Here is an 18,411-nt window from a genome sequence, read left to right as displayed (position 1 = left end):
CATGGGATGAAGCTGGGACAAAAAGCAATGGAAGCACTTCAGGCTGAGATTACTGGAAGACTGCTTCCGGGAAATGAGCTGATTATGGTAAGCCCTGCAGCGCTCAAAGGAACTTCCGTGATTGCCGAAGAAAACGCTGAGAAATTAAAGGCGCATTTTTCGGAGGGTTTTCTCAGAGCTTCCAGGTCTCTTTACCGGGATTTTGGAGTGGGAGAGGAGCCGATGAAAAGCGCTGCATGGAAAATGGCGCAGGAGGCCGGGGCCACAGCGCTTTATGCAATAGGCGAGGGCGGTTTCCTGTGCGCACTTTGGAAAATGGCTGAGGCATCTCAGGTGGGGCTTGAGGCGGATTTTAGAAAAATTCCTATCCGGCAGGAAACCATTGAGATCTGTGAGGTTTTTGACCTGAATCCTTACCGTCTGCATGGCGGCGGGGCAATTCTTATGGGGATTTCCGCAGGGGAAGCTCTTGTTCAGGAATATAAAAGAATGGGGCTTATGGCTGCGGTCATCGGTCAGGCTAACAGCGGAAATGACCGTCTTCTTTACAGCGGGGAGAGCGCCAGGTATCTGGACCGGCCTGCGGAGGACGAGCTTTGGAAGGCAGTAACAAGATTTTAGGAGGAATTCTGACATGGTCAGATTAAACATTGTACTTCATGAGCCGGAAATTCCGGCCAATACGGGAAATATCGGACGCACCTGCGTGGCTACCGGAACCAGGCTGCATCTGATCGAACCGCTGGGCTTTTCCTTGAGCGAGAAGGCGCTGAAACGGGCAGGATTGGATTACTGGAAGGATTTGGATGTGACTACATATCTGGATTACGAGGAATTTTTGCAGAAGAATCCGGGTGCTAAAATCTATTATGCAACCACAAAAGCACCTCAGACATATGCGGATGTCCATTATGAGGAGGACTGCTATATCATGTTTGGAAAGGAAAGCGCCGGAATCCCGGAGGAGATTTTGCGGGATAACCAGGAGACATGTGTCAGGATTCCAATGATCGGAGATATCCGTTCCCTGAACCTGAGTAATTCTGCAGCCATCATCCTGTATGAGGCGCTGCGGCAGAATAACTTTGACCATATGAACCTGGAAGGGCATCTGCGCAAATATGACTGGAAGCCGAGGGCTTTTTAGAGCAAAAAGGTTTCTGGCGCACTTTGGCATAAGTGTGCGCCGGCAACCTCTTCGTAGTTCTATTTAGCCTTTTCTAATGTGAAGATAAACTCCGTACCGACCCCTTCTGTACTGATGACATTGATATTCTGATCATGAGCATTGATGATCTCTTTTACAATGGCAAGTCCTAACCCGGTGCCCTTGCGGTCTTTGCCGCGGGAGGCATCTGTCTTATAAAATCTTTCCCACACCTTGGATAAGCTTTCTTTGGGAATTCCGCAGCCTTTATCCTTTACGGACACAAACACCTTTCCATTTTTTTCCGTAGTTTCCAGAACAATGGAGGAAGCATCATCACTGAATTTGATGGCATTATCCAATAAATTGTACAGAACCTGCTGAATCTGCTCCAAATCTGCCATGACAAACAGCTCTCTGCCTGACAGGATCAGTTCCAGCCGGATTTTTCTGTCCGTACAGGTGCCCTCAAAGGTATTGGCGGTTGTTTTTATGGTTTCATTAATATCAAACCGCTCCATGTGCAGCAGCCTCTTTTTTACATCCAGTTCATTTAAGGTCAGAAGACTGTTAGTGAGCTTTTCAAGACGTTCTGATTCATAGGCAATGATTTTCAGGTATTTTTCCTGAAGCTCGGGCGGAATGGTTCCGTCCAGCATAGCCGTCACATATCCCTTAATAGAAGTAAGGGGGGATCGGAAATCGTGGGAAACATTGGAGATAAATTTCCTCTGGTATTCACCGTTCTGATTCATGATGCTTGTCATGTAATTTAATGTATTCGCCAGATATCCCAGCTCATTGTCCGCTTTCACAGGGATCCGGTAAGTAAGATTACCGTTGTCGTATTCCGAAGTGGCTTTGATAATGAGCTGAATGGGTTTATGGACTTTGTTTCTGTAAAAAAGCAGCAGCATAAAGGTCAGTGCATATACAAGGAAAAAAATGAAATGCATTACGGACAGGATCTGACTCCGCTGCTGATAAAGATTCTTCATCTGGTAATGAACAGCAATGTATCCTTTTGTGGTCATATCCGAGGTGATGGGGGCAATGACACTAAGCCTGGGAGTTTTGAAATATCCGTAAAAATCACCTGTCTGATAATAGCTGCCGCCCCATGCAGTCGGATCAAAGTTCTCAAGCAAAACAGGAGGAGCAGAGGCGTTTTTGTTTCCGGTATTCACAATAATTTCATTCTGGTTGTTGATAATCCAGATATCCGCATTCTGAAATGTGGATATTGCCATAAGCGTATCTTTTATGGCATCCAGATTGGAACTGGAGATATTGTGCTTCACCGTATTATAAGAAGCAATGCTGTTTGCCTCCTGATAAAGGGACTCACTGAGGGAATGCTCCAGCTTTTTTTCCACCAGATAGGAGCCGCCTGCCGTTACCAGAAAGAAGCAGACAACGCCGATCAGGAGATAGCAGATAAGAAGCTGCGAATAAATGGATTTTTTCATTCATTTTTCACCTCAAATTTATAACCGATGCCCCATACAGTGGCAATAGACCAGCGGGGGTGATCCTTGATCTTTTCACGGAGACGTTTGATATGTACGTCAACCGTGCGGGTGTCACCGATATATTCATAGCCCCAGATATGATCCAGAAGCTGTTCCCTTGTAAATACCTGATTGGGAGAGGCGGCTAAAAAGTATAAAAGCTCCAGCTCCTTGGGGGGCATGTCCACCTGCCGTCCCATATATGTGACAGAATAGTTTGTAAGATTTACGGTCAGATCCGGATAATTTACACACTTTTCATTGGGCTGGGCTGCAGGGGTTTTTACCTGGAAACGGCGGAGCACAGCGCGCACTCTGGCAACCAGCTCCTTGGAATCAAAGGGCTTGATGATATAATCGTCCGCGCCAAGCTCCAGGCCCAATACCTTATCAAAGGTTTCTCCTTTTGCGGAAAGCATAATGATGGGAACGTCCGAAGTGTGGCGGATTTCACGGCACACCTGGTAACCATCGATTCCCGGCAGCATCAGATCGAGAAGAAGCAGGTTGGGGCGGAAGGTTTGAAACTCCTTCAGCGCCTGTTCTCCGTCGTTTACGATTTTTGTTTCAAAGCATTCCTTCGTGAGATACAGGGAGATCAGCTCTGCAATGTTGTTGTCATCATCTACGATGAGAATTTTCTGTTTTGCAACCATAGATACCTCCTGCGCCGGTCAGCGGCGCCTGCTGTTTATTTTTTGAATTCCACAATGGTTACACCTGCATCGCCTTCGCCGAATTCTCCCAGTCGGAAAGAATCCACATGCTTCTGGCGTTTCAGATAATTATGCACACCCTTTCGGAGCGCACCGGTGCCCTTGCCGTGTACAATGCGTACACTCTTCAAATGGGCAATATAAGCGTCATCCAGATATTTGTCAAGCTCTGCGATCGCCTCATCCACGGTTTTTCCGAGGAGGTTGATCTCCGTGGAAACACTGGAGGATTTTGACATGCGGATTTTTCCTGCTCCGGTGCGTGAAAGACCGGGTGTATTGATGACAGGTTCGTCAATCAGCTCCAGATCGGAAATGTGGACCTTGGAGCGGATGATTCCCATCTGCACAAAGAGGAAGCCCTTGGAATCCGGGTGGCTGCTTACGGTACCCTTCAGGTTCATGCTTAGAACCTTGACAGTGTCTCCAAGAGAAAGGTCCTTTGCAGTCAGTTCTTTTTTGGGCTTTTTGGCAGCCGTATTCATGGACATGCTCTTTTCGGTCTGGTTCATGCGGGCGCGGAGCGCCTGGCGTTCTTTTTCCACGGCGGCCGTGTCTACATGGTCCTTTTGGAATTTGTGGAACAGTTTCATAGTCTGGTCAGCATATTCTTTTGTCTCTGCCAGAATGCGGTGCGCTTCTTCGTTTGCCTGACGGATAATGCGTTCCTTCCGTTCATCCAGCTTTTCCTGCTTTGATTCCAGACGGTTTTTAAGTGCTTCGATCTCACTTTTATAGCGTTCGATTTCCAGACGTTCATTTTCAATGGTAACGCGGCTGTTTTCCAGAGAGGTAAGAACATCCTCAAAGGATTCATCCTGCTCGCTGATCTGCTCTTTTGCCTTTTCGATGATAAAATCAGGAAGGCCTAGCTTGGAGGAGATGGCAAAGGCATTGCTTTTTCCAGGAACTCCGATCAGCAGACGGTAGGTGGGACGCAAGGTTTCTACGTTGAATTCGCAGCAGGCGTTTTCCACGCCAGGAGTGGAAAGAGCGTAAACCTTCAGCTCACTGTAATGGGTGGTAGCCATGGTGCGGATGCCCTGTTCATGGAGATAGGACAGGATGGAAATAGCCAGCGCCGCACCTTCGGTAGGGTCAGTTCCGGCGCCAAGCTCATCGAAAAGTACCAGGGAATTGCGGTCAGCGTCCTTTAAAAAGGACACCACATTTGTCATGTGTGAGGAGAAGGTACTTAAGGACTGCTCGATACTCTGTTCATCTCCGATATCTGCGTATACCTCGTGGAAGATAGAAAGCTCAGAGCGGTCAAAGGCAGGAATATGAAGGCCTGACTGCCCCATAAGGGTGAGAAGTCCCACTGTTTTGAGGGAAACGGTCTTACCTCCGGTATTGGGACCTGTCACGACTAAAAGGTCAAAGTCATCTCCAAGCCGTACATCGATGGGTACGGCTTTCTTTTTCGGAATAAGGGGATGGCGGGCCTGTTTCAGCCGGATCCGTCCCTCTTCATTCAATATAGGCTCGCTGCCGTTCATGTCCAAGGCAAGGGAGGCGCGGGCAAAAATGAAATCAAGCTGTACCATGATCTCAAGGTCTGTTCGGATGGCTTCCAGGTTCTCAGCTGTTTTCTGGCTTAAATCCGCGAGAATGGCCTCGATTTCCTTTTGCTCCTGAAGCTCCAGCTCACGGATATCGTTATTTAGCTTTACGATCGCCATAGGCTCAATGAAAAGTGTTGAGCCTGTGGAGGACTGGTCGTGGATCATGCCAGGAACCTGGCCTTTATATTCTGTTTTTACGGGGATACAGTAACGCCCGTTGCGCATGGTGATCACAGAGTCCTGAAGATAATTGCGGGCGCTTCCGTTTACCAGGGAGGCAAGCTGTGTGTGTATCCTATCGTTGGCAATCTTCATGCCGCGGCGTACACGCATCAGGCCGCTGCTGGCGTCATCGCTGATCTCATCCTGAGAGAGAATGCAGCGGCGGATCTCTGACGACAGTGGAGTCAGAGGCTCCAGGCTGGAAAACATGCCGTCCAGGGAATCGGGAAGGGAGTCGCCGCGCTCATTGCGGGAATATGCCTTGACCCGGTTGGTGTTTTCCAGAAGTCCTGCAACGGAAAGAAGCTCGGAAATGCCAAGAGAGCTTCCGATTTCCAGACGTTTCAGGGAACCGCGGATATCCTTAACGCTGCCGAATGAGATATTTCCCTTCTGGAACAGGCGGGTAAGGGCATCCTTGGTCTGTGTCTGCATGTGGCGGATTTCATAAATATCTGTGGATGGCAGCAGATTTCTGCACAACTCCTTTCCCATGGGGGAGGAGGCTTTTTCCACAAGCTGTTCAATGATTTTATAATATTCTAACGAGTTCAGTGCTTTCTGATTCATAATATCTCCTGACAAATACTCCGGGATCTGGCCGGAGCGTACTAAAAAAACTTGTTTGTACAGCTTCTATTGTACATGATAGAATCCGTATTGAAAAGGAAAAAGTGAAAGTTTATTCATAAAAAGTTCATAAGTTTTTGCTACAATACACACAAATTGTTGCGGCTCACACGGCCCTGCTCATCATAGGTCTGGACATTCATAACAATTCCGGGCTGATATACAGGCTGCGACAGGAGTTTCTAAAGGTTTACAGGTAATACACAGGAGAGCAGTACATTATGGGAAAGGACAGGGACAAAGGGCCGGATACGGGAGAAGATTATCAGTTCATGAAGGAGACGATCAAGAAAAAGCCGCTGGATACACGGCGGATTTTCTGTAAAGTGTTGGCAATCATCGGAGGAGGTCTGTTGTTTGGCATCAGTGCGGCAGTAGCTTTTTACGGGAGTTCAGTTCTTACGCTGCACTTTGGGGACAGAGAGGCGGGAAAAGAAGATATAAGGCTGATCACACCGGCGCCGGGAGAGTCTGATGTTTCCGGAGAAAGTACGTCCGGAACACATGAGCCGGAAGCCGCAGACAAAGAGGCGTCAGCAGAGAAAGAACCGTACACAGAATCTGATTCTTCAAAGGAGGAAAAGGAGGACACCTCCGGTACAGTTCCTGCTTCCGGGAAGCCCCTGGAAGAATATGAGGAAATTTACAAACAGGCACTGGAGGTTTCTAAGGAGCCGCGGAAAGCTCTGGTAACGGTCTCGGCTGTATCTGACCATCTGGATCTCCTGGACGATTCCATATTAAGTTATGGGGATACCGAGGGAATTATCTTTTGGGAGAGTGATTCTGATTTATATATTCTTACGGAGGGCGAAGAGATTGAGGATGCAGATAATCTGCAGGTTACCTTTTCTGATTACAATACTGCCCGCGGCATTTTGTGTAAGGCAGACAGCAGATTGGGGCTGGCTGTGGTCCGGGTACCGTTAGAAAGTGTGAGCAAAGAAACCAGAGAGTCTATTTCCATTGCCAAGCTGGGGAATTCCTACAGCCTGCAGCAGGCAAAGCCGGTAATTGCGATCGGAAGTCCCACCGGGGATAAGGACAGTGTTCTTTATGGTGTTGTGATCGCTGTTTCAAGAAAGCTTTCCGTGGCAGATGCGGAGTTTAATCTGATGACAACGGATATGCAGGGAAGCCCGCACGGAAGCGGTGTTCTTTTGGATATGGACGGAGCGGTGATCGGTGTGATCACAAAGCTGGGAGAGGGGGAGACAAATATTGTCCGCGCTCTTTCTGTAACACAGCTCAGGCCTCTCCTTGAATTAATGTCTAACGGAGGTGCCGTGAAGTATGTAGGAATTCAGGGCGTGAGTATTACGGAGGAGCAGGCAAAAGGCCTGGGAATCCCTCAGGGAATCTATGTGAATTATGTTGACAATGATTCTCCGGCTATGGAGGCCGGCATTCAGAACGGTGACATCATCACAGCCGTTGCCGGAAAAACAGTGAAAAATATGCAGTCCTATACCACCAGTCTCCAGCAGCAAAATGCCGGAGCGAAAGTAAAGCTTACCGTTGCCCGCCAAAATGGGGAGGATGGCTTTGCGGATATGGAATTTGAAGTAAAGATAGAAGAGAGATAGGAAGGAAAAAGAGAAATGCGTTTTTTAAATGAGCTACATGAGGGAGACAGGGTAAGCGGTATTTACCTTTGCAAACAGAAACAGGCTGCAGTGACAAAAAACGGAAAGCCTTATGAGAGCATTATCCTTCAGGACAAGACCGGAATGATGGACGGCAAAATATGGGACCCAAATTCATTGGGGATTGATGATTTTGACGCCCTGGATTATATTGAGATCATGGGGGATGTGACCAGCTTTGCGGGAGCCATGCAGTTAAATATCAAGCGGGTGCGTAAGGCAGCAGAGGATGAATACAACCCGGCGGATTATCTGCCCGTAAGCGAAAACAGCACGGATGATATGTACCGTCAGCTTTTGGCAATGATCAATAGTGTAAAGAATCCACATCTTTCAGGTCTGCTTAAGAAGCTGTTTGTGGAGGATAAGGAATTTTTGAAATCCTTTGAGGAGCATTCGGCAGCAAAAACCGTGCACCATGGCTTTATCGGAGGACTGATGGAACATACCTTAAGTGTAACACGTCTGTGTGACTACATGGCTGGCGCTTATCCGCTGCTGAAAAGGGATCTGCTGATCACGGCGGCCCTGCTTCACGACGTGGGAAAGACAAAAGAGCTTTCTCCTTTTCCATTAAATGATTATACAGATGCAGGACAGCTTCTGGGACATATTGTGATCGGAGCGCAGATGATTCATGATCTGGCAAAGGAAATTCCGGATTTCCCCCAGGATTTGGAGAATCAACTGGTGCATTGTATCCTGGCACATCACGGTGAGCTGGAGTATGGCTCTCCAAAGAAACCTGCGCTGGCTGAAGCTGTGGCACTGAATCTGGCGGACAATACAGATGCCAGGATGGAAACCCTTACGGAAATTTTTGCGGCAGACAAGGGCAAAAAGGAATGGTTGGGCTTTAACAGGATTTTTGAATCCAACTTAAGAAGGACAGGAGACATGTAATCTTTATGGAATATCGTAAAAATGATTTGGTTACGTTAGAGATTGAAGATTGCGGAACAGACGGTGAAGGTATCGGAAAGGCTGATGGCTTCACCGTTTTTGTGAAGGACGCAATTATTGGAGACAAGGTTCTGGCAAAAATTATAAAGGCGAAGAAAAACTATGGATACGGGCGGCTGATGGAGATTATTGAGCCTTCTCCCTTCAGAGTGGAGCCAGAATGCGCCTTTGCCAGACAGTGCGGCGGCTGTCAGCTTCAGGCGCTTTCCTATGAAAAGCAGCTTGAATTCAAAGAAAAGAAGGTGCGCGGTCATCTGGAACGGATCGGCGGCTTTACGGATCTGCCTATGGAGCCGATCATTGGGATGGAGAAGCCGTACCGCTACCGGAATAAGGCACAGTTTCCCGTAGGCCGCGGAAAAGATGGACGGATCATTACCGGATTTTATGCGGGAAGAACCCATTCCATTATAGAAAACAGGGACTGTGCGCTGGGAGTGCCGGAGAATAAAGAGGTTCTGGACCGGGTTATCGGACATATGGAAAAGTATGGGATTGAGCCATATGATGAAGCTGTCGGTAGGGGACTGGTGCGCCATGTGCTGATACGTTACGGATTTTTTACCGGGGAAGTGATGGTCTGTTTGATTCTTAATGGGAACAGGCTGCCAGAGGAGAGAGAGCTGGTAGAAGCGCTCAGGGAAATCCCGGGAATGACCAGCATTATGGTGAATGTAAATAAAAAGAGGAATAATGTGATCTTGGGTGAGGAAGTGCGGCTCTTGTGGGGGCAGCCCTATATTACGGACAGGATTGGGGATATTTCTTATCAGATCTCACCGTTGTCTTTCTTTCAGGTGAATCCTTTGCAGACGGGAAAATTATATGCAAAGGCTCTGGAGTATGCAGACCTGCATGGCGAGGAGACGGTGTGGGATCTGTACTGCGGCATTGGTACCATATCGCTGTTCCTGGCGCAAAGGGCGAAGTTTGTCCGGGGAGTGGAAATCATACCTGCGGCCATTGAAAATGCAAAAGAAAATGCGCGTATCAATGGAATTGAAAATGTGGAGTTTTTTGTGGGAAAGGCGGAGGAGGTTCTGCCGAGAGAATATCAAAAGACCGGCGTTTATGCGGACGTGATCGTGGTGGACCCGCCGCGCAAGGGCTGCGATGAAGTGCTGCTGGCCACGATTGTGGAGATGCAGCCGAAGCGGGTGGTTTATGTTAGCTGCGACAGTGCGACGTTGGCGCGGGATCTTCGGTATCTTTGTGATCGGGGGTATGAGCTGGAGAGGGTTTGTCCGGTGGATCAGTTTGGGAATACGGTGCATGTGGAGACTGTCGTTCTTTTGTCCCAACAAAAACCAAATGACACGATAGAGATCGATTTGGACTTAGATGAACTGGATGCTACCAGTGCTGAGTTGAAAGCGACTTATCAGGAAATCAAGGATTATGTGCTGAAAGAATTTGGCTTGAAGGTTTCAAGTTTATATATTTCTCAAATCAAAAGGAAATGTGGAATTGAAGTAGGAGAGAACTACAATCTGCCAAAGACAGAGAATTCAAAAGTGCCACAGTGTCCGAAAGGGAAAGAAGATGCTATCAAGGCTGCCCTGAAATATTTTGCGATGATCTAAGATAAGACATCGCCGATTTCAAGGAGGAATAGCACATGAAAAGCACATTTGAAAAGATGGGTGGAACCTACACATTGGGATCAGACGGAATTTATTATCCAAATCTCGTCAGTACAGATGAAGAACCGCATTATGGGAAATATGGAATGCTACGAAGAACATATCTGAAAGAGCATCGTCCGGCAATGTATTCGCTGTATATGTTGGAAGACAGGCTGACTGCACATTTGAATGCAGTGGATGATGAAGCAAAGGAGAGGATGGAAGTTTTGTTGCTACAGATGATGGAAAAACAGGGAATTACCGAAGAGTTGAAGGCTCATGACCAAATGGCATGGTTTGGTGTGATAAATAATATCCGGAATGCTGCGGAAGAGATGGTGTTGGAAGAATTGATTTACAGATAACAAAAGAAGCTGAACAGGTACAGATATTTACTGGCTTGTTCAGCTTTGGTATTTTACATTTTTAAAGTTCAAAATCTCGATTTTTCTTTTGTGGTTTACGAGATTGATGATGCCTTCGATCCTGCTCCCAGGCTTTCTGCCGGGCACGTTCCCGGAAAACATAGGGATCTTCCCGTATACAGCCATCAATGTAATCAGAGGCATCGTTCAGTCTGTCGTACTCAAATTTCTTTCCAAAAACGTCACACAGTCTGGAAACAATTCGATCACGGACAATGTCACGGAAAGAAACTCTGGCATCTAGCAATTCTTCGGATTTTTCGGAGGCTACAGAAAATTTCAGGTTTATGAATTTTTTGAGGTTTTTTCCAAGTTGTTCATTCAGTGACTGGCGTTGTGCAGCCAGTTTTTCCAGAAAGGCAGACTGTTGTTTTAGAGCGGATTCTGCATTTTTCATATCTGTGTCATTATGGCAGTAGATTTCTCCCATAAGGAAATTCTCTTTTGACTTGAGTTCTTCGATATCCTCGGTTAATGTGGTAATCTGCTGATTCAGCTGATAATGCTGTAAAGGATTTAAGATGCTAAGTTTTTGCTTCTTCGTTTTCAATATTTTCCGTTCTTCCTGCTTTTTGTGGATTTCCAGTTTGGTGGCTTTGTATTTTTCTATTACGGGTTTTGTCATTTTTATCCAATCTTTAGCGGAAGCAGTCTGCATTTCGTTATGGAGCATCTGGTATTGGAAGATGATCATGGTACCACGGATATTTTCCAGTACTTCTGCGATTGCAGGGATACTCTCTTTAATTGATTTTGTCAGCTTTGCGACCTGCTTTTTCAATTCTCTAAGCAGACTGTTATCTGAACGAATCTGCCGATTCAGTTCGCATCTGTCAGATATCAAACCTTTCTTTTCCATATCTCTTGCAATATAGCCTTCGTGGATTGTCGGCTGTTCAGTAATGCCCTGATCGGATAAACTGCGATGGTCAATCCGTGTATCAATCTGACGGCATTCCAACTCTCGATTGACGGTATCTGCCCAGTTTGCTCTCCAGAGGCAGAGCTGTTTATCACTGTTCCATTGCCCGGAAATAGGATTTTGCCTGCCATATCGAGTACTTTTGGGATGCTTGTCAACACGTTCATAGCCTTTTTCCTGTGCTGCGGATGGAGCCAGATAGATTTTCTTTTTTCCTGCCTTATAGCGGTATTGCTTTTCCCAGCCTTCTTTTTGTGCTTCTCTAAATTCAGAAGCAGTAAATCCTTTTTCTTCTCCGTTCTTTATGCAGAGGTATTCTTTTTCTGTTTTGTACTGCCATGTACCGTCTTCATTCAGAGGCCGGACAGTCAGGAGAATGTGTGCATGGGGATTGTGTCCATCGGTATCGTGAATGGCAAAATCAGCACACATTCCCATATCTACAAAGTTCTTTTGAATAAAATTCTGAAGTAGAGAGATATTGTTGCTGTTATCCAGTTCTATAGGGAGAGCAACAACGAATTCTCTTGCCAGCCGGCTGTCTTTTGTTTTCTCTGCATCTTCCACGGCATTCCAAAGCTGTTCCCTGTCTTTCCATTCAGCTGGAGCCATCGGCGGAAGCATCACCTCCTGATAGACCAGACCATGTTTCCGGGTATAGTCATGCTGGATTCCGTCATAATCATTGTACATCCGGCTGCAGCTCATATAGGCGGAAGCCGCAACCGCAGAGCGTCCTGTTCCACGGCTGATGACCTTGGCCTCCATGTGGAAAATTGCCATAGGCATGTGCCTCCTTTCTGTGAAGTGTAATTTATAAATGGTATTTTGGGTAATCTTTTGTTTTATCCAAAACTGAATAAAAGCTGCCGGGGGCAGGTTTTTTCAGGCAGCCATATCCGGTAAAAGGTTTCTTTGCTGAAGTGTTTCGGAAAAGTCCGAAGCACATACAATCGGTGTGTATCCGATTGTTAATGGCTGCATAGCCGGTGTTGCCTGCAACAGCGGATAGCCCTCGGCAGAGCGCACGTGCCTGACCAACGGGAAGGATACTACCGCCTAAGGGGCCCCCGCAAAGCCTGCTTTGTGGGGAGAGGAGGAGCAAGGGAGTGTCCGTAGTTTTCGCTAATAGCGGAAACGAAGGTAAGCGGACTTTGCGACGACGAGGTGGTGAGTAAGTGCGCCCTTTGGGAGTAGAACTTGTGCGTTTACATTCCCCCTAGCCGGATCATCAGCTCCCGTTTTAGGGAATCTAAATCCATTTCTTTAATATGGGGAACAATACTTTCAAGAATTGCTCCTTCCTGGACTAATCGGTGTGTTCTGGCATCACGTTCTTTTTTTCGGTTTCTTGCTTCGGCTTCTTCCTGACGGTGTTTTGCCTGTAACAGTGCTTTTTCTTCTGGTGTCATGATTCTTTTATCTGCCATATCTGGCACCTCCTTTTTATGCCCGTATCCGGGCAGTATTGGTTTTAAAATCTTATGGTTTGGTACTATAGTTTTAGATAACTGACAGCAGCATGTCTCTGGTGATAAATAAGAAAAGAAAGTAGTACGACTGTCAGTGAAAAATAGTTATTGTGCGATACTGCTTTGTTTCAACTCTGGTTTGAAGTGTGATTATCTAACAGGATTTTTTTCGCTTTTTTTAAATTAGCTGTTGCATTGTCCTGACGGATATTTTGGTTATTGATACGGATGGGAACACATCTCTCCAGAATCCGATCATAAATTCGTTTGTGTGCAATATCAGTAGCATTATTCAGCTCTGATAAAGTGAGATTGGTTGTTATGATTAGGGGCTTTTTACTGCGGTAACGGCTGTCAATCACATTGAAAACCTGTTCCAGTGCAAAGTCAGAGTTTCGCTCAATTCCGAGGTCATCAATGATCAGAAGACTGTAGCGGTTTATGCTGTGGATGAACTGGTTCCTGTCTTCAAAATGCATTCCGGTAAGGGTATTCAGAATCCGGGAAAAGTTGGTCATTAGTACAGGGACGCCTTTTGCCAGAAGGGCATTGGCAATGCAGCCTGCAAAAAAAGATTTTCCAGTACCGACATCGCCCCAGATGAGAAGTCCGGAAGCGTTTGCTTTCATCTCTTCCCAGCTACTTACATAATTGTGAGCCAGTTTCATTTCTGGATTGATGCCGTTATCGTTGGCAAAAGTGTAGTCATAGAGTGCTTTGTCCTGTAAGCCACTGGTTTTGAGATGCTCAATTTCCATTTGTCTTTCATGGAGTTTTCTTTGGGTTTCCTCCTGTTCGAAAATTTCCTGCTGGCACTTGCAGCGGATGGAAGGAATAAGAACCTTTCCCTGTAATTCATGCCTGCATTGCCTTGGCGTATTGCATTTGGAACAGTAGATCAGGTGGTCTGTTTCGTTAAAATATTCATCAGACTGAAGTTCTCTGTCTGGTGTGATAGCTGTTGGTTTTTCTGTAAATTTTGTCATAATGTTTCGTATTCCTCACTTTCGTAAATTCGGTGCTGGGAAGCAGGATGATCCTGTCTTGCCCAACTGATGATGGTAGCTGCATGGTTCTGATATTGCTTTCCGGTAGAAGCCATATAACCGGATAAGCGTTCAATATAATCCTTCCAGTCAGGGATTGTCTGCCGGATATCTTCCAGCTCCTTCTCTGACAGAAAAACATTTTGAAATTTTCCATAGGGTGAGCGTGGCTCTTTACTCTCTCTCATTGTTAAATTGTTCTTTTTTATCTCTTTCTTATTACCGGACAGTTTTCTGTCTGTATCAGGGAAAGAATCCTGTCTGTCAATAGGACAGTTTTCTGTCTGTCTTAGGGAAAGAAAGCTGTCTGTATACCGGATGGTTTCTTTCGGGATTTTTACATAAATCCGATTGGGTTGTCCGGGTCCCTGCCGTTTTCGGAAGATAAGCTCCTGCTTTTCCAGTACTGCTAGGGCAGTTTTAACCGTCATCTGGCTTTTGTGAAGAACTTCTGCCAGTGCTTCAATCGTAAAGTAGAGGAACACATGACCATCTGTATCTGACCAGCCCTCGTTTTTCTGGGAAAGCCTTGCACGGTCGAGCAGGATCATGTAAAGCATTTTGGCAGTTTCGTTTATTTCCATGTCCAGAAGAAAACGGGGAAACATCATATAAGATGGAAGGTTTGTGTCTGCTGTGAGAAAGTCTGTCATGTGTTCACCTCCAATCACAATGGCTTATTCTCCAAGAAAATCCCAGTCTACATCACTATCTGGCTGTGCATTTTCAGGTGCTGGAAAGGACGCCCTGATTTGGGGCTCCCTTTGTATCATGCCTGTAGTCAGTCCGGAAAGAAAAAGCGGCAATGACTGTTTCAGGCTGTGTTCTACTGCGTCTACAATCTGTTTCACAAAAAGTTCTTCCCGTTCTCGTGTTTCCAGATAGGGATCAGCCTGTGTACGGTAGTAGCGGTCAAAATAATCTACCAGTGCAAGGGAGATTACCTGACTGTAAGATTTAAAATTTTGTCTATCCATCGTCTGTAAATATTCCCAGGCTTTCCGTTGCTGATCTTTGTCGAGATTAAATCGCAGGTTCGTGTTGCGGATATGGTTCTGCATGGTTTATCTCCTCCTTTTCAGGCTCATATAAGCCAAGAGATTCATAACCTTTGGCAGTGGCACAGATATTGCCGTAGCCGTGATCTACAGCAATGATTTTTGTGTTTCTGAGTTCTCGCATAAAAAATACCTCCATTTTCGTATTGATTGATTCAGCAGGCTGTACCGATGTGGTACTGCATTGCTGTGAGATAAGCATACGAAAATTGGAGGAAAAAGACATTGAGCGGAAATTGAGTTGGAATTGAAAAATAGGGGATAATGAAAATGTTTTTCAATTTAGTTATATAACTATTTTTATTGAGTGTATTAAAATGAAATGCTATAATATGGAAAAATGCTTTATTATGAAAAAACAGATGTTGCATATACCATAATGGAGTATATGGCTCTATCATATAAGATTGGGTGACTCTGCCACCATATAATACTCAGTAGATGGATATTATTTTAAAGGAGTGTAATTTTATGTCAAATAAAATATTAGTCGTTGATGATGAAATGGAAATTGCTGATTTAATCGAAGTGTATTTGAAGAACGAAAATTATATCGTATATAAATTTTACAATGGTCAAGATGCTTTAAAATGTATGGAAGAAACATCTATCGATCTTGCAATCTTAGATATTATGCTTCCAGACATAGATGGATTTACATTATGTAAAAAAATTAGAGAACATCATACATATCCGATTATTATGTTAACTGCTAAGGATGCAGAGATTGATAAAATTACAGGTCTTACGCTTGGGGCGGATGATTATATTACGAAACCATTTCGTCCACTCGAAATGATTGCTCGTGTAAAATCGCAACTTCGTCGGTGTCAAAAATACAATCCGGTTCATGTGGGAAACGTTGAAACCTCTAATGGTGAGTCAGATGATCAGTTAGCTTGTGGATTGTTGACTATGAATATAAAGGCACATACATGCTTTTTAGGAGAACAACCAGTAGTATTAACTCCTACAGAATTTTCTATCTTACGTATTTTGATTGAAAATGCTGGAAATATCGTGAGCTCAGAAGAGTTATTTCATCAAATATGGAAGGATGAGTATTATAGTAAAGCAAATAATACAATTACAGTTCATGTTCGGCATTTACGAGAAAAGTTAGGGGATAGTCTTGATCATCCTAGATTTATTAAAACAATATGGGGGGTAGGATATAAAATTGAAAAATGATCAAAAAGATGAATACTTTGCTTTTCAAGAAAAATTAATTCGAAGAGTATGGATTAATGTTGCTACATCCATTGCCATTGTTGTAGGTTTGTATCTTCTTATTTGGAAACAACGTGTAGGAGATTGGATTGTATGGCTTTTAGAGAATGTATTTCAAATCAATCATGAAGATGCATTTCTCTATTATCATGTTTATTTTAGGGGAAATAAAGAAATCTTTTTCACAATTTCAGTTCTTGTGATCGTAATTATATTGATGGTGAGGATTTTCCGATGGGTAACGGGTTACTTTAGAGAAATCAATCAAGGAATTGAATCTTTATTAACGGATGATGAGAATAAAATTATATTGTCACCGGAAATGCAGCCATTTGAGAGAAAGCTAAACTCAGTCAAGAGAACATTAGAAAAACGAAAAAGGGAAGCTTCTCTAGCAGAACAGCGAAAAGATGAGTTGGTGATGTACTTAGCCCATGATATTCGAACACCGCTTACCTCTATCATAGGTTATCTAAATTTGTTGGATGAAGAGCCGAATATGCCTGTTGAGCCGAGAAAAAAGCGTGTTCATATAGCATTGGAAAAGGCTTATCGATTAGAAACAATGATCAATGAATTTTTTGAGATTACGAAATATAAGTCCCAAAAAATTAAATTGTCTAAGGAAACTATAGATCTTTATTATATGTTGATTCAGTTATCAGATGAATTGTTTCCAGTCTTAGATGCTCGCGGAAATACGGTTTCATTACAACTTGATGAGAATTTGACTGTGAATGCAGATCCAGAAAAACTAGCAAGGGTATTTAATAATATTCTGAAAAACGCGGCATCATACAGTGACCCTAATTCTGAAATTTTAATTTCTGCAGAAAAAACAGAGCAAGAAGTTATCATTAGATTTCAGAACAGGGGAGAAAACATTTCAGATGAGGCAATCCATTCTCTGTTTGATAAATTTTATCGAGCAGATAAATCAAGATCCTCAGATACGGGTGGTACAGGTCTTGGATTAGCAATTGCAAAAGAAATTGTAATACTACATGGCGGACAGATTCGTGTATCCAGTAAAAACCATATAGTTACCTTTTCTGTTTCCTTGCCGTTGGCAAATTAATTCTTTATCCGTTTTATCTTAGGATTTTCTTAGTAATTAAACAACTTCATATTAAAGTCTGAGGCGTCTCTGTTCAGTAGAATAAATACTAACAGGGGCGTTTTTATTTTCCCTAACACAAAAAGGAGGATAATTGAATGAATGAAAATATGAAAACAGATTCTAAAAGAAAACAGAATATAAGACGACAACAACGAAGAATTTTCCCATGGAAATTGGTAGTAATCATGATGTTATTAATCGTAGTTTGTGTGGCTACAATCATTTTGTTTACAGGAACGAGAACGAAGATGGAAGTGACTTCAAACCATATACAAAGTGTACAAGAGACTGAAAGTCAGGCTATTGATGAAAGTACCATGAATAGCATGGATTGGAATTTAGTGCTAGTAAATAATGAAAATGCAATTCCAGATAATTATGAACCGAAATTGGTAGAGGTGTCAGGCGGTGAGAAAGTAGATGAGCGAATTTACGAGCCTTTAATGGAAATGTTGGAGGATGCAAAGAAAGCAAACTTGGATCAACTTCCAATGGTAGTGTCAGGATACCGCACCCAAGAAAAACAAAAGAAAATAGTGGATGACAAAATAGCAGAATTTCGCAGAGAAGGGAATTCTAAAAGCGAGGCGGAAGAATTGGCAAAAAAATGGGTGGCAAAACCGGGATATAGTGAACATCAAATAGGATTAGCGGTGGATATTAACGGAGCTACATATGATCTGTATTTTTGGCTTCAAGAAAACTGCTATAAGTATGGGTTCATCTTCCGATATCCTGGAGATAAGACGGATATCACAGGAGTAACAGAAGAGGTGTGGCATTATCGCTACGTAGGAGTAGAGGCTGCTACGGAAATCCACGAGAGAGGCATCTGTCTGGAAGAATATTTGGAAGAAAAGCGGATGAAACAATAAAGGAGATTTTGTAATAAATAAGGCTAATGAATGGATAGAGTTATTTGATTAATCAGCAGAAGGTACGGGAAAATTCTCGTATCTTCTGCTGCAACTATTATTTATTAAAAATATGATGGTCTTGTTTAGTGCTTGGTGAGAAGGATACTTTTTGCCAGAGCGGTAGTGTAAAATAGTTTGTGTTTCTGGTAAAAAATAACTCTTTTTTGGTAAGAATTCAGATATGACAATTCTTATC

At 44.1% G+C, this 18,411-nt stretch carries 18 protein-coding genes and 1 pseudogene; 9 read left to right on the top strand and 10 right to left on the bottom strand.

Translation table 11 applies throughout. The features are described 5' to 3' along the window. Positions 1 to 6 precede the first annotated feature (6 nt). Complete coding sequence (locus tag ACESZH_RS14070) at positions 7 to 621, top strand: AIR synthase-related protein (RefSeq protein ID WP_373217212.1); 615 nt, start codon at positions 7 to 9, stop codon at positions 619 to 621. Between the two features lie 13 nt (positions 622 to 634). Continuing rightward, positions 635 to 1,147 (top strand): tRNA (cytidine(34)-2'-O)-methyltransferase, encoded by a 513-nt coding sequence (locus tag ACESZH_RS14065; RefSeq protein WP_373217210.1) that lies wholly within the window; start codon positions 635 to 637, stop codon positions 1,145 to 1,147. Between the two features lie 59 nt (positions 1,148 to 1,206). Here ACESZH_RS14065 and ACESZH_RS14060 read toward each other — a convergent pair whose 3' ends face one another. Genes ACESZH_RS14060 through ACESZH_RS14050 form a run of 3 tightly spaced genes read right to left on the bottom strand, consistent with a single transcriptional unit; the run spans position 1,207 to position 5,731 of the window. After that, positions 1,207 to 2,616: an ATP-binding protein gene (locus tag ACESZH_RS14060; RefSeq protein ID WP_373217208.1), complete on the bottom strand. Its 1,410-nt coding sequence runs from the start codon at positions 2,614 to 2,616 to the stop codon at positions 1,207 to 1,209. Next, on the bottom strand, positions 2,613 to 3,314 hold the full coding sequence (locus tag ACESZH_RS14055) for a response regulator (RefSeq protein ID WP_373217206.1): 702 nt from the start codon (positions 3,312 to 3,314) through the stop codon (positions 2,613 to 2,615). The genes ACESZH_RS14060 and ACESZH_RS14055 overlap by 4 nt, the downstream gene beginning before the upstream one ends. Positions 3,315 to 3,349: 35 nt before the next feature. Beyond that, positions 3,350 to 5,731: an endonuclease MutS2 gene (locus tag ACESZH_RS14050; RefSeq protein ID WP_373219918.1), complete on the bottom strand. Its 2,382-nt coding sequence runs from the start codon at positions 5,729 to 5,731 to the stop codon at positions 3,350 to 3,352. Positions 5,732 to 6,012: 281 nt separating this feature from the next. Between ACESZH_RS14050 and ACESZH_RS14045 the strand changes: the two genes are divergently transcribed. The 4 genes from ACESZH_RS14045 to ACESZH_RS14030 are packed head-to-tail and all read left to right on the top strand — an operon-like array spanning position 6,013 to position 10,390. Further along, positions 6,013 to 7,377 carry a S1C family serine protease gene (locus ACESZH_RS14045; protein ID WP_373217202.1) on the top strand — a complete coding sequence of 455 codons (1,365 nt, stop codon included), beginning with the start codon at positions 6,013 to 6,015 and terminating at the stop codon, positions 7,375 to 7,377. Positions 7,378 to 7,392: 15 nt separating this feature from the next. Beyond that, the gene (locus ACESZH_RS14040; protein WP_373217200.1) at positions 7,393 to 8,340 is read left to right on the top strand and encodes a 3'-5' exoribonuclease YhaM family protein; all 948 of its coding nucleotides are present in this window, start codon (positions 7,393 to 7,395) and stop codon (positions 8,338 to 8,340) included. A gap of 5 nt (positions 8,341 to 8,345) precedes the next feature. Continuing rightward, positions 8,346 to 9,983: a 23S rRNA (uracil(1939)-C(5))-methyltransferase RlmD gene (gene rlmD / locus ACESZH_RS14035; RefSeq protein WP_373217198.1), complete on the top strand. Its 1,638-nt coding sequence runs from the start codon at positions 8,346 to 8,348 to the stop codon at positions 9,981 to 9,983. A 35-nt stretch (positions 9,984 to 10,018) separates the two neighbouring features. Further along, a complete protein-coding gene (locus ACESZH_RS14030) occupies positions 10,019 to 10,390 on the top strand; it encodes a TnpV protein (protein ID WP_373217196.1) in 372 nt (123 codons plus the stop codon). 61 nt (positions 10,391 to 10,451) lie between these two features. Here ACESZH_RS14030 and mobQ read toward each other — a convergent pair whose 3' ends face one another. The 6 genes from mobQ to ACESZH_RS14000 all read right to left on the bottom strand — a co-directional run bounded on the left by mobQ (position 10,452) and on the right by ACESZH_RS14000 (position 15,072). Next, the gene (mobQ, locus tag ACESZH_RS14025) at positions 10,452 to 12,155 is read right to left on the bottom strand and encodes a MobQ family relaxase (protein WP_373217194.1); all 1,704 of its coding nucleotides are present in this window, start codon (positions 12,153 to 12,155) and stop codon (positions 10,452 to 10,454) included. A gap of 425 nt (positions 12,156 to 12,580) precedes the next feature. Next, positions 12,581 to 12,802, bottom strand: a complete 222-nt coding sequence (locus tag ACESZH_RS14020; protein WP_373217192.1) for a DUF3847 domain-containing protein — start codon at positions 12,800 to 12,802, stop codon at positions 12,581 to 12,583. A 170-nt stretch (positions 12,803 to 12,972) separates the two neighbouring features. Continuing rightward, entirely contained in the window at positions 12,973 to 13,830 is an 858-nt protein-coding gene (locus tag ACESZH_RS14015) for an ATP-binding protein (protein WP_373217190.1), read from the bottom strand. Beyond that, a complete protein-coding gene (locus tag ACESZH_RS14010) occupies positions 13,827 to 14,543 on the bottom strand; it encodes a replication initiator protein A (RefSeq protein WP_373217189.1) in 717 nt (238 codons plus the stop codon). The genes ACESZH_RS14015 and ACESZH_RS14010 overlap by 4 nt, the downstream gene beginning before the upstream one ends. 24 nt (positions 14,544 to 14,567) lie before the next feature. Further along, on the bottom strand, positions 14,568 to 14,951 hold the full coding sequence (locus tag ACESZH_RS14005; RefSeq protein WP_373217187.1) for an adenylate cyclase: 384 nt from the start codon (positions 14,949 to 14,951) through the stop codon (positions 14,568 to 14,570). Beyond that, positions 14,914 to 15,072, bottom strand: coding sequence for a hypothetical protein (locus ACESZH_RS14000; protein ID WP_373217185.1), 159 nt, complete (start codon positions 15,070 to 15,072; stop codon positions 14,914 to 14,916). The genes ACESZH_RS14005 and ACESZH_RS14000 overlap by 38 nt, the downstream gene beginning before the upstream one ends. 347 nt (positions 15,073 to 15,419) lie before the next feature. Between ACESZH_RS14000 and vanR the strand changes: the two genes are divergently transcribed. The 3 genes and pseudogenes from vanR to ACESZH_RS13985 all read left to right on the top strand — a co-directional run. Next, entirely contained in the window at positions 15,420 to 16,139 is a 720-nt protein-coding gene (gene vanR / locus ACESZH_RS13995) for a VanR-ABDEGLN family response regulator transcription factor (protein WP_373217183.1), read from the top strand. Then, positions 16,123 to 17,256, top strand: coding sequence for a sensor histidine kinase (locus ACESZH_RS13990; protein WP_373217339.1), 1,134 nt, complete (start codon positions 16,123 to 16,125; stop codon positions 17,254 to 17,256). The genes vanR and ACESZH_RS13990 overlap by 17 nt, the downstream gene beginning before the upstream one ends. Positions 17,257 to 17,630: 374 nt before the next feature. Next, positions 17,631 to 18,173: pseudogene (locus tag ACESZH_RS13985) on the top strand (M15 family metallopeptidase); the annotation flags it as partial. Positions 18,174 to 18,221: 48 nt separating this feature from the next. Here ACESZH_RS13985 and ACESZH_RS13980 read toward each other — a convergent pair. Beyond that, positions 18,222 to 18,411: hypothetical protein (locus ACESZH_RS13980; RefSeq protein ID WP_373217181.1), on the bottom strand; the 190-nt coding region annotated here is incomplete at its 5' end.

The sequence above is a fragment of the Ruminococcus sp. 5_1_39BFAA genome, assembly GCF_964240875.1.
Classification (GTDB): domain Bacteria; phylum Bacillota; class Clostridia; order Lachnospirales; family Lachnospiraceae; genus Blautia_A.
The sequence above is the reverse complement of the archived record's forward strand: the minus strand, read 5'-3'. Positions and strand labels throughout refer to the sequence as shown.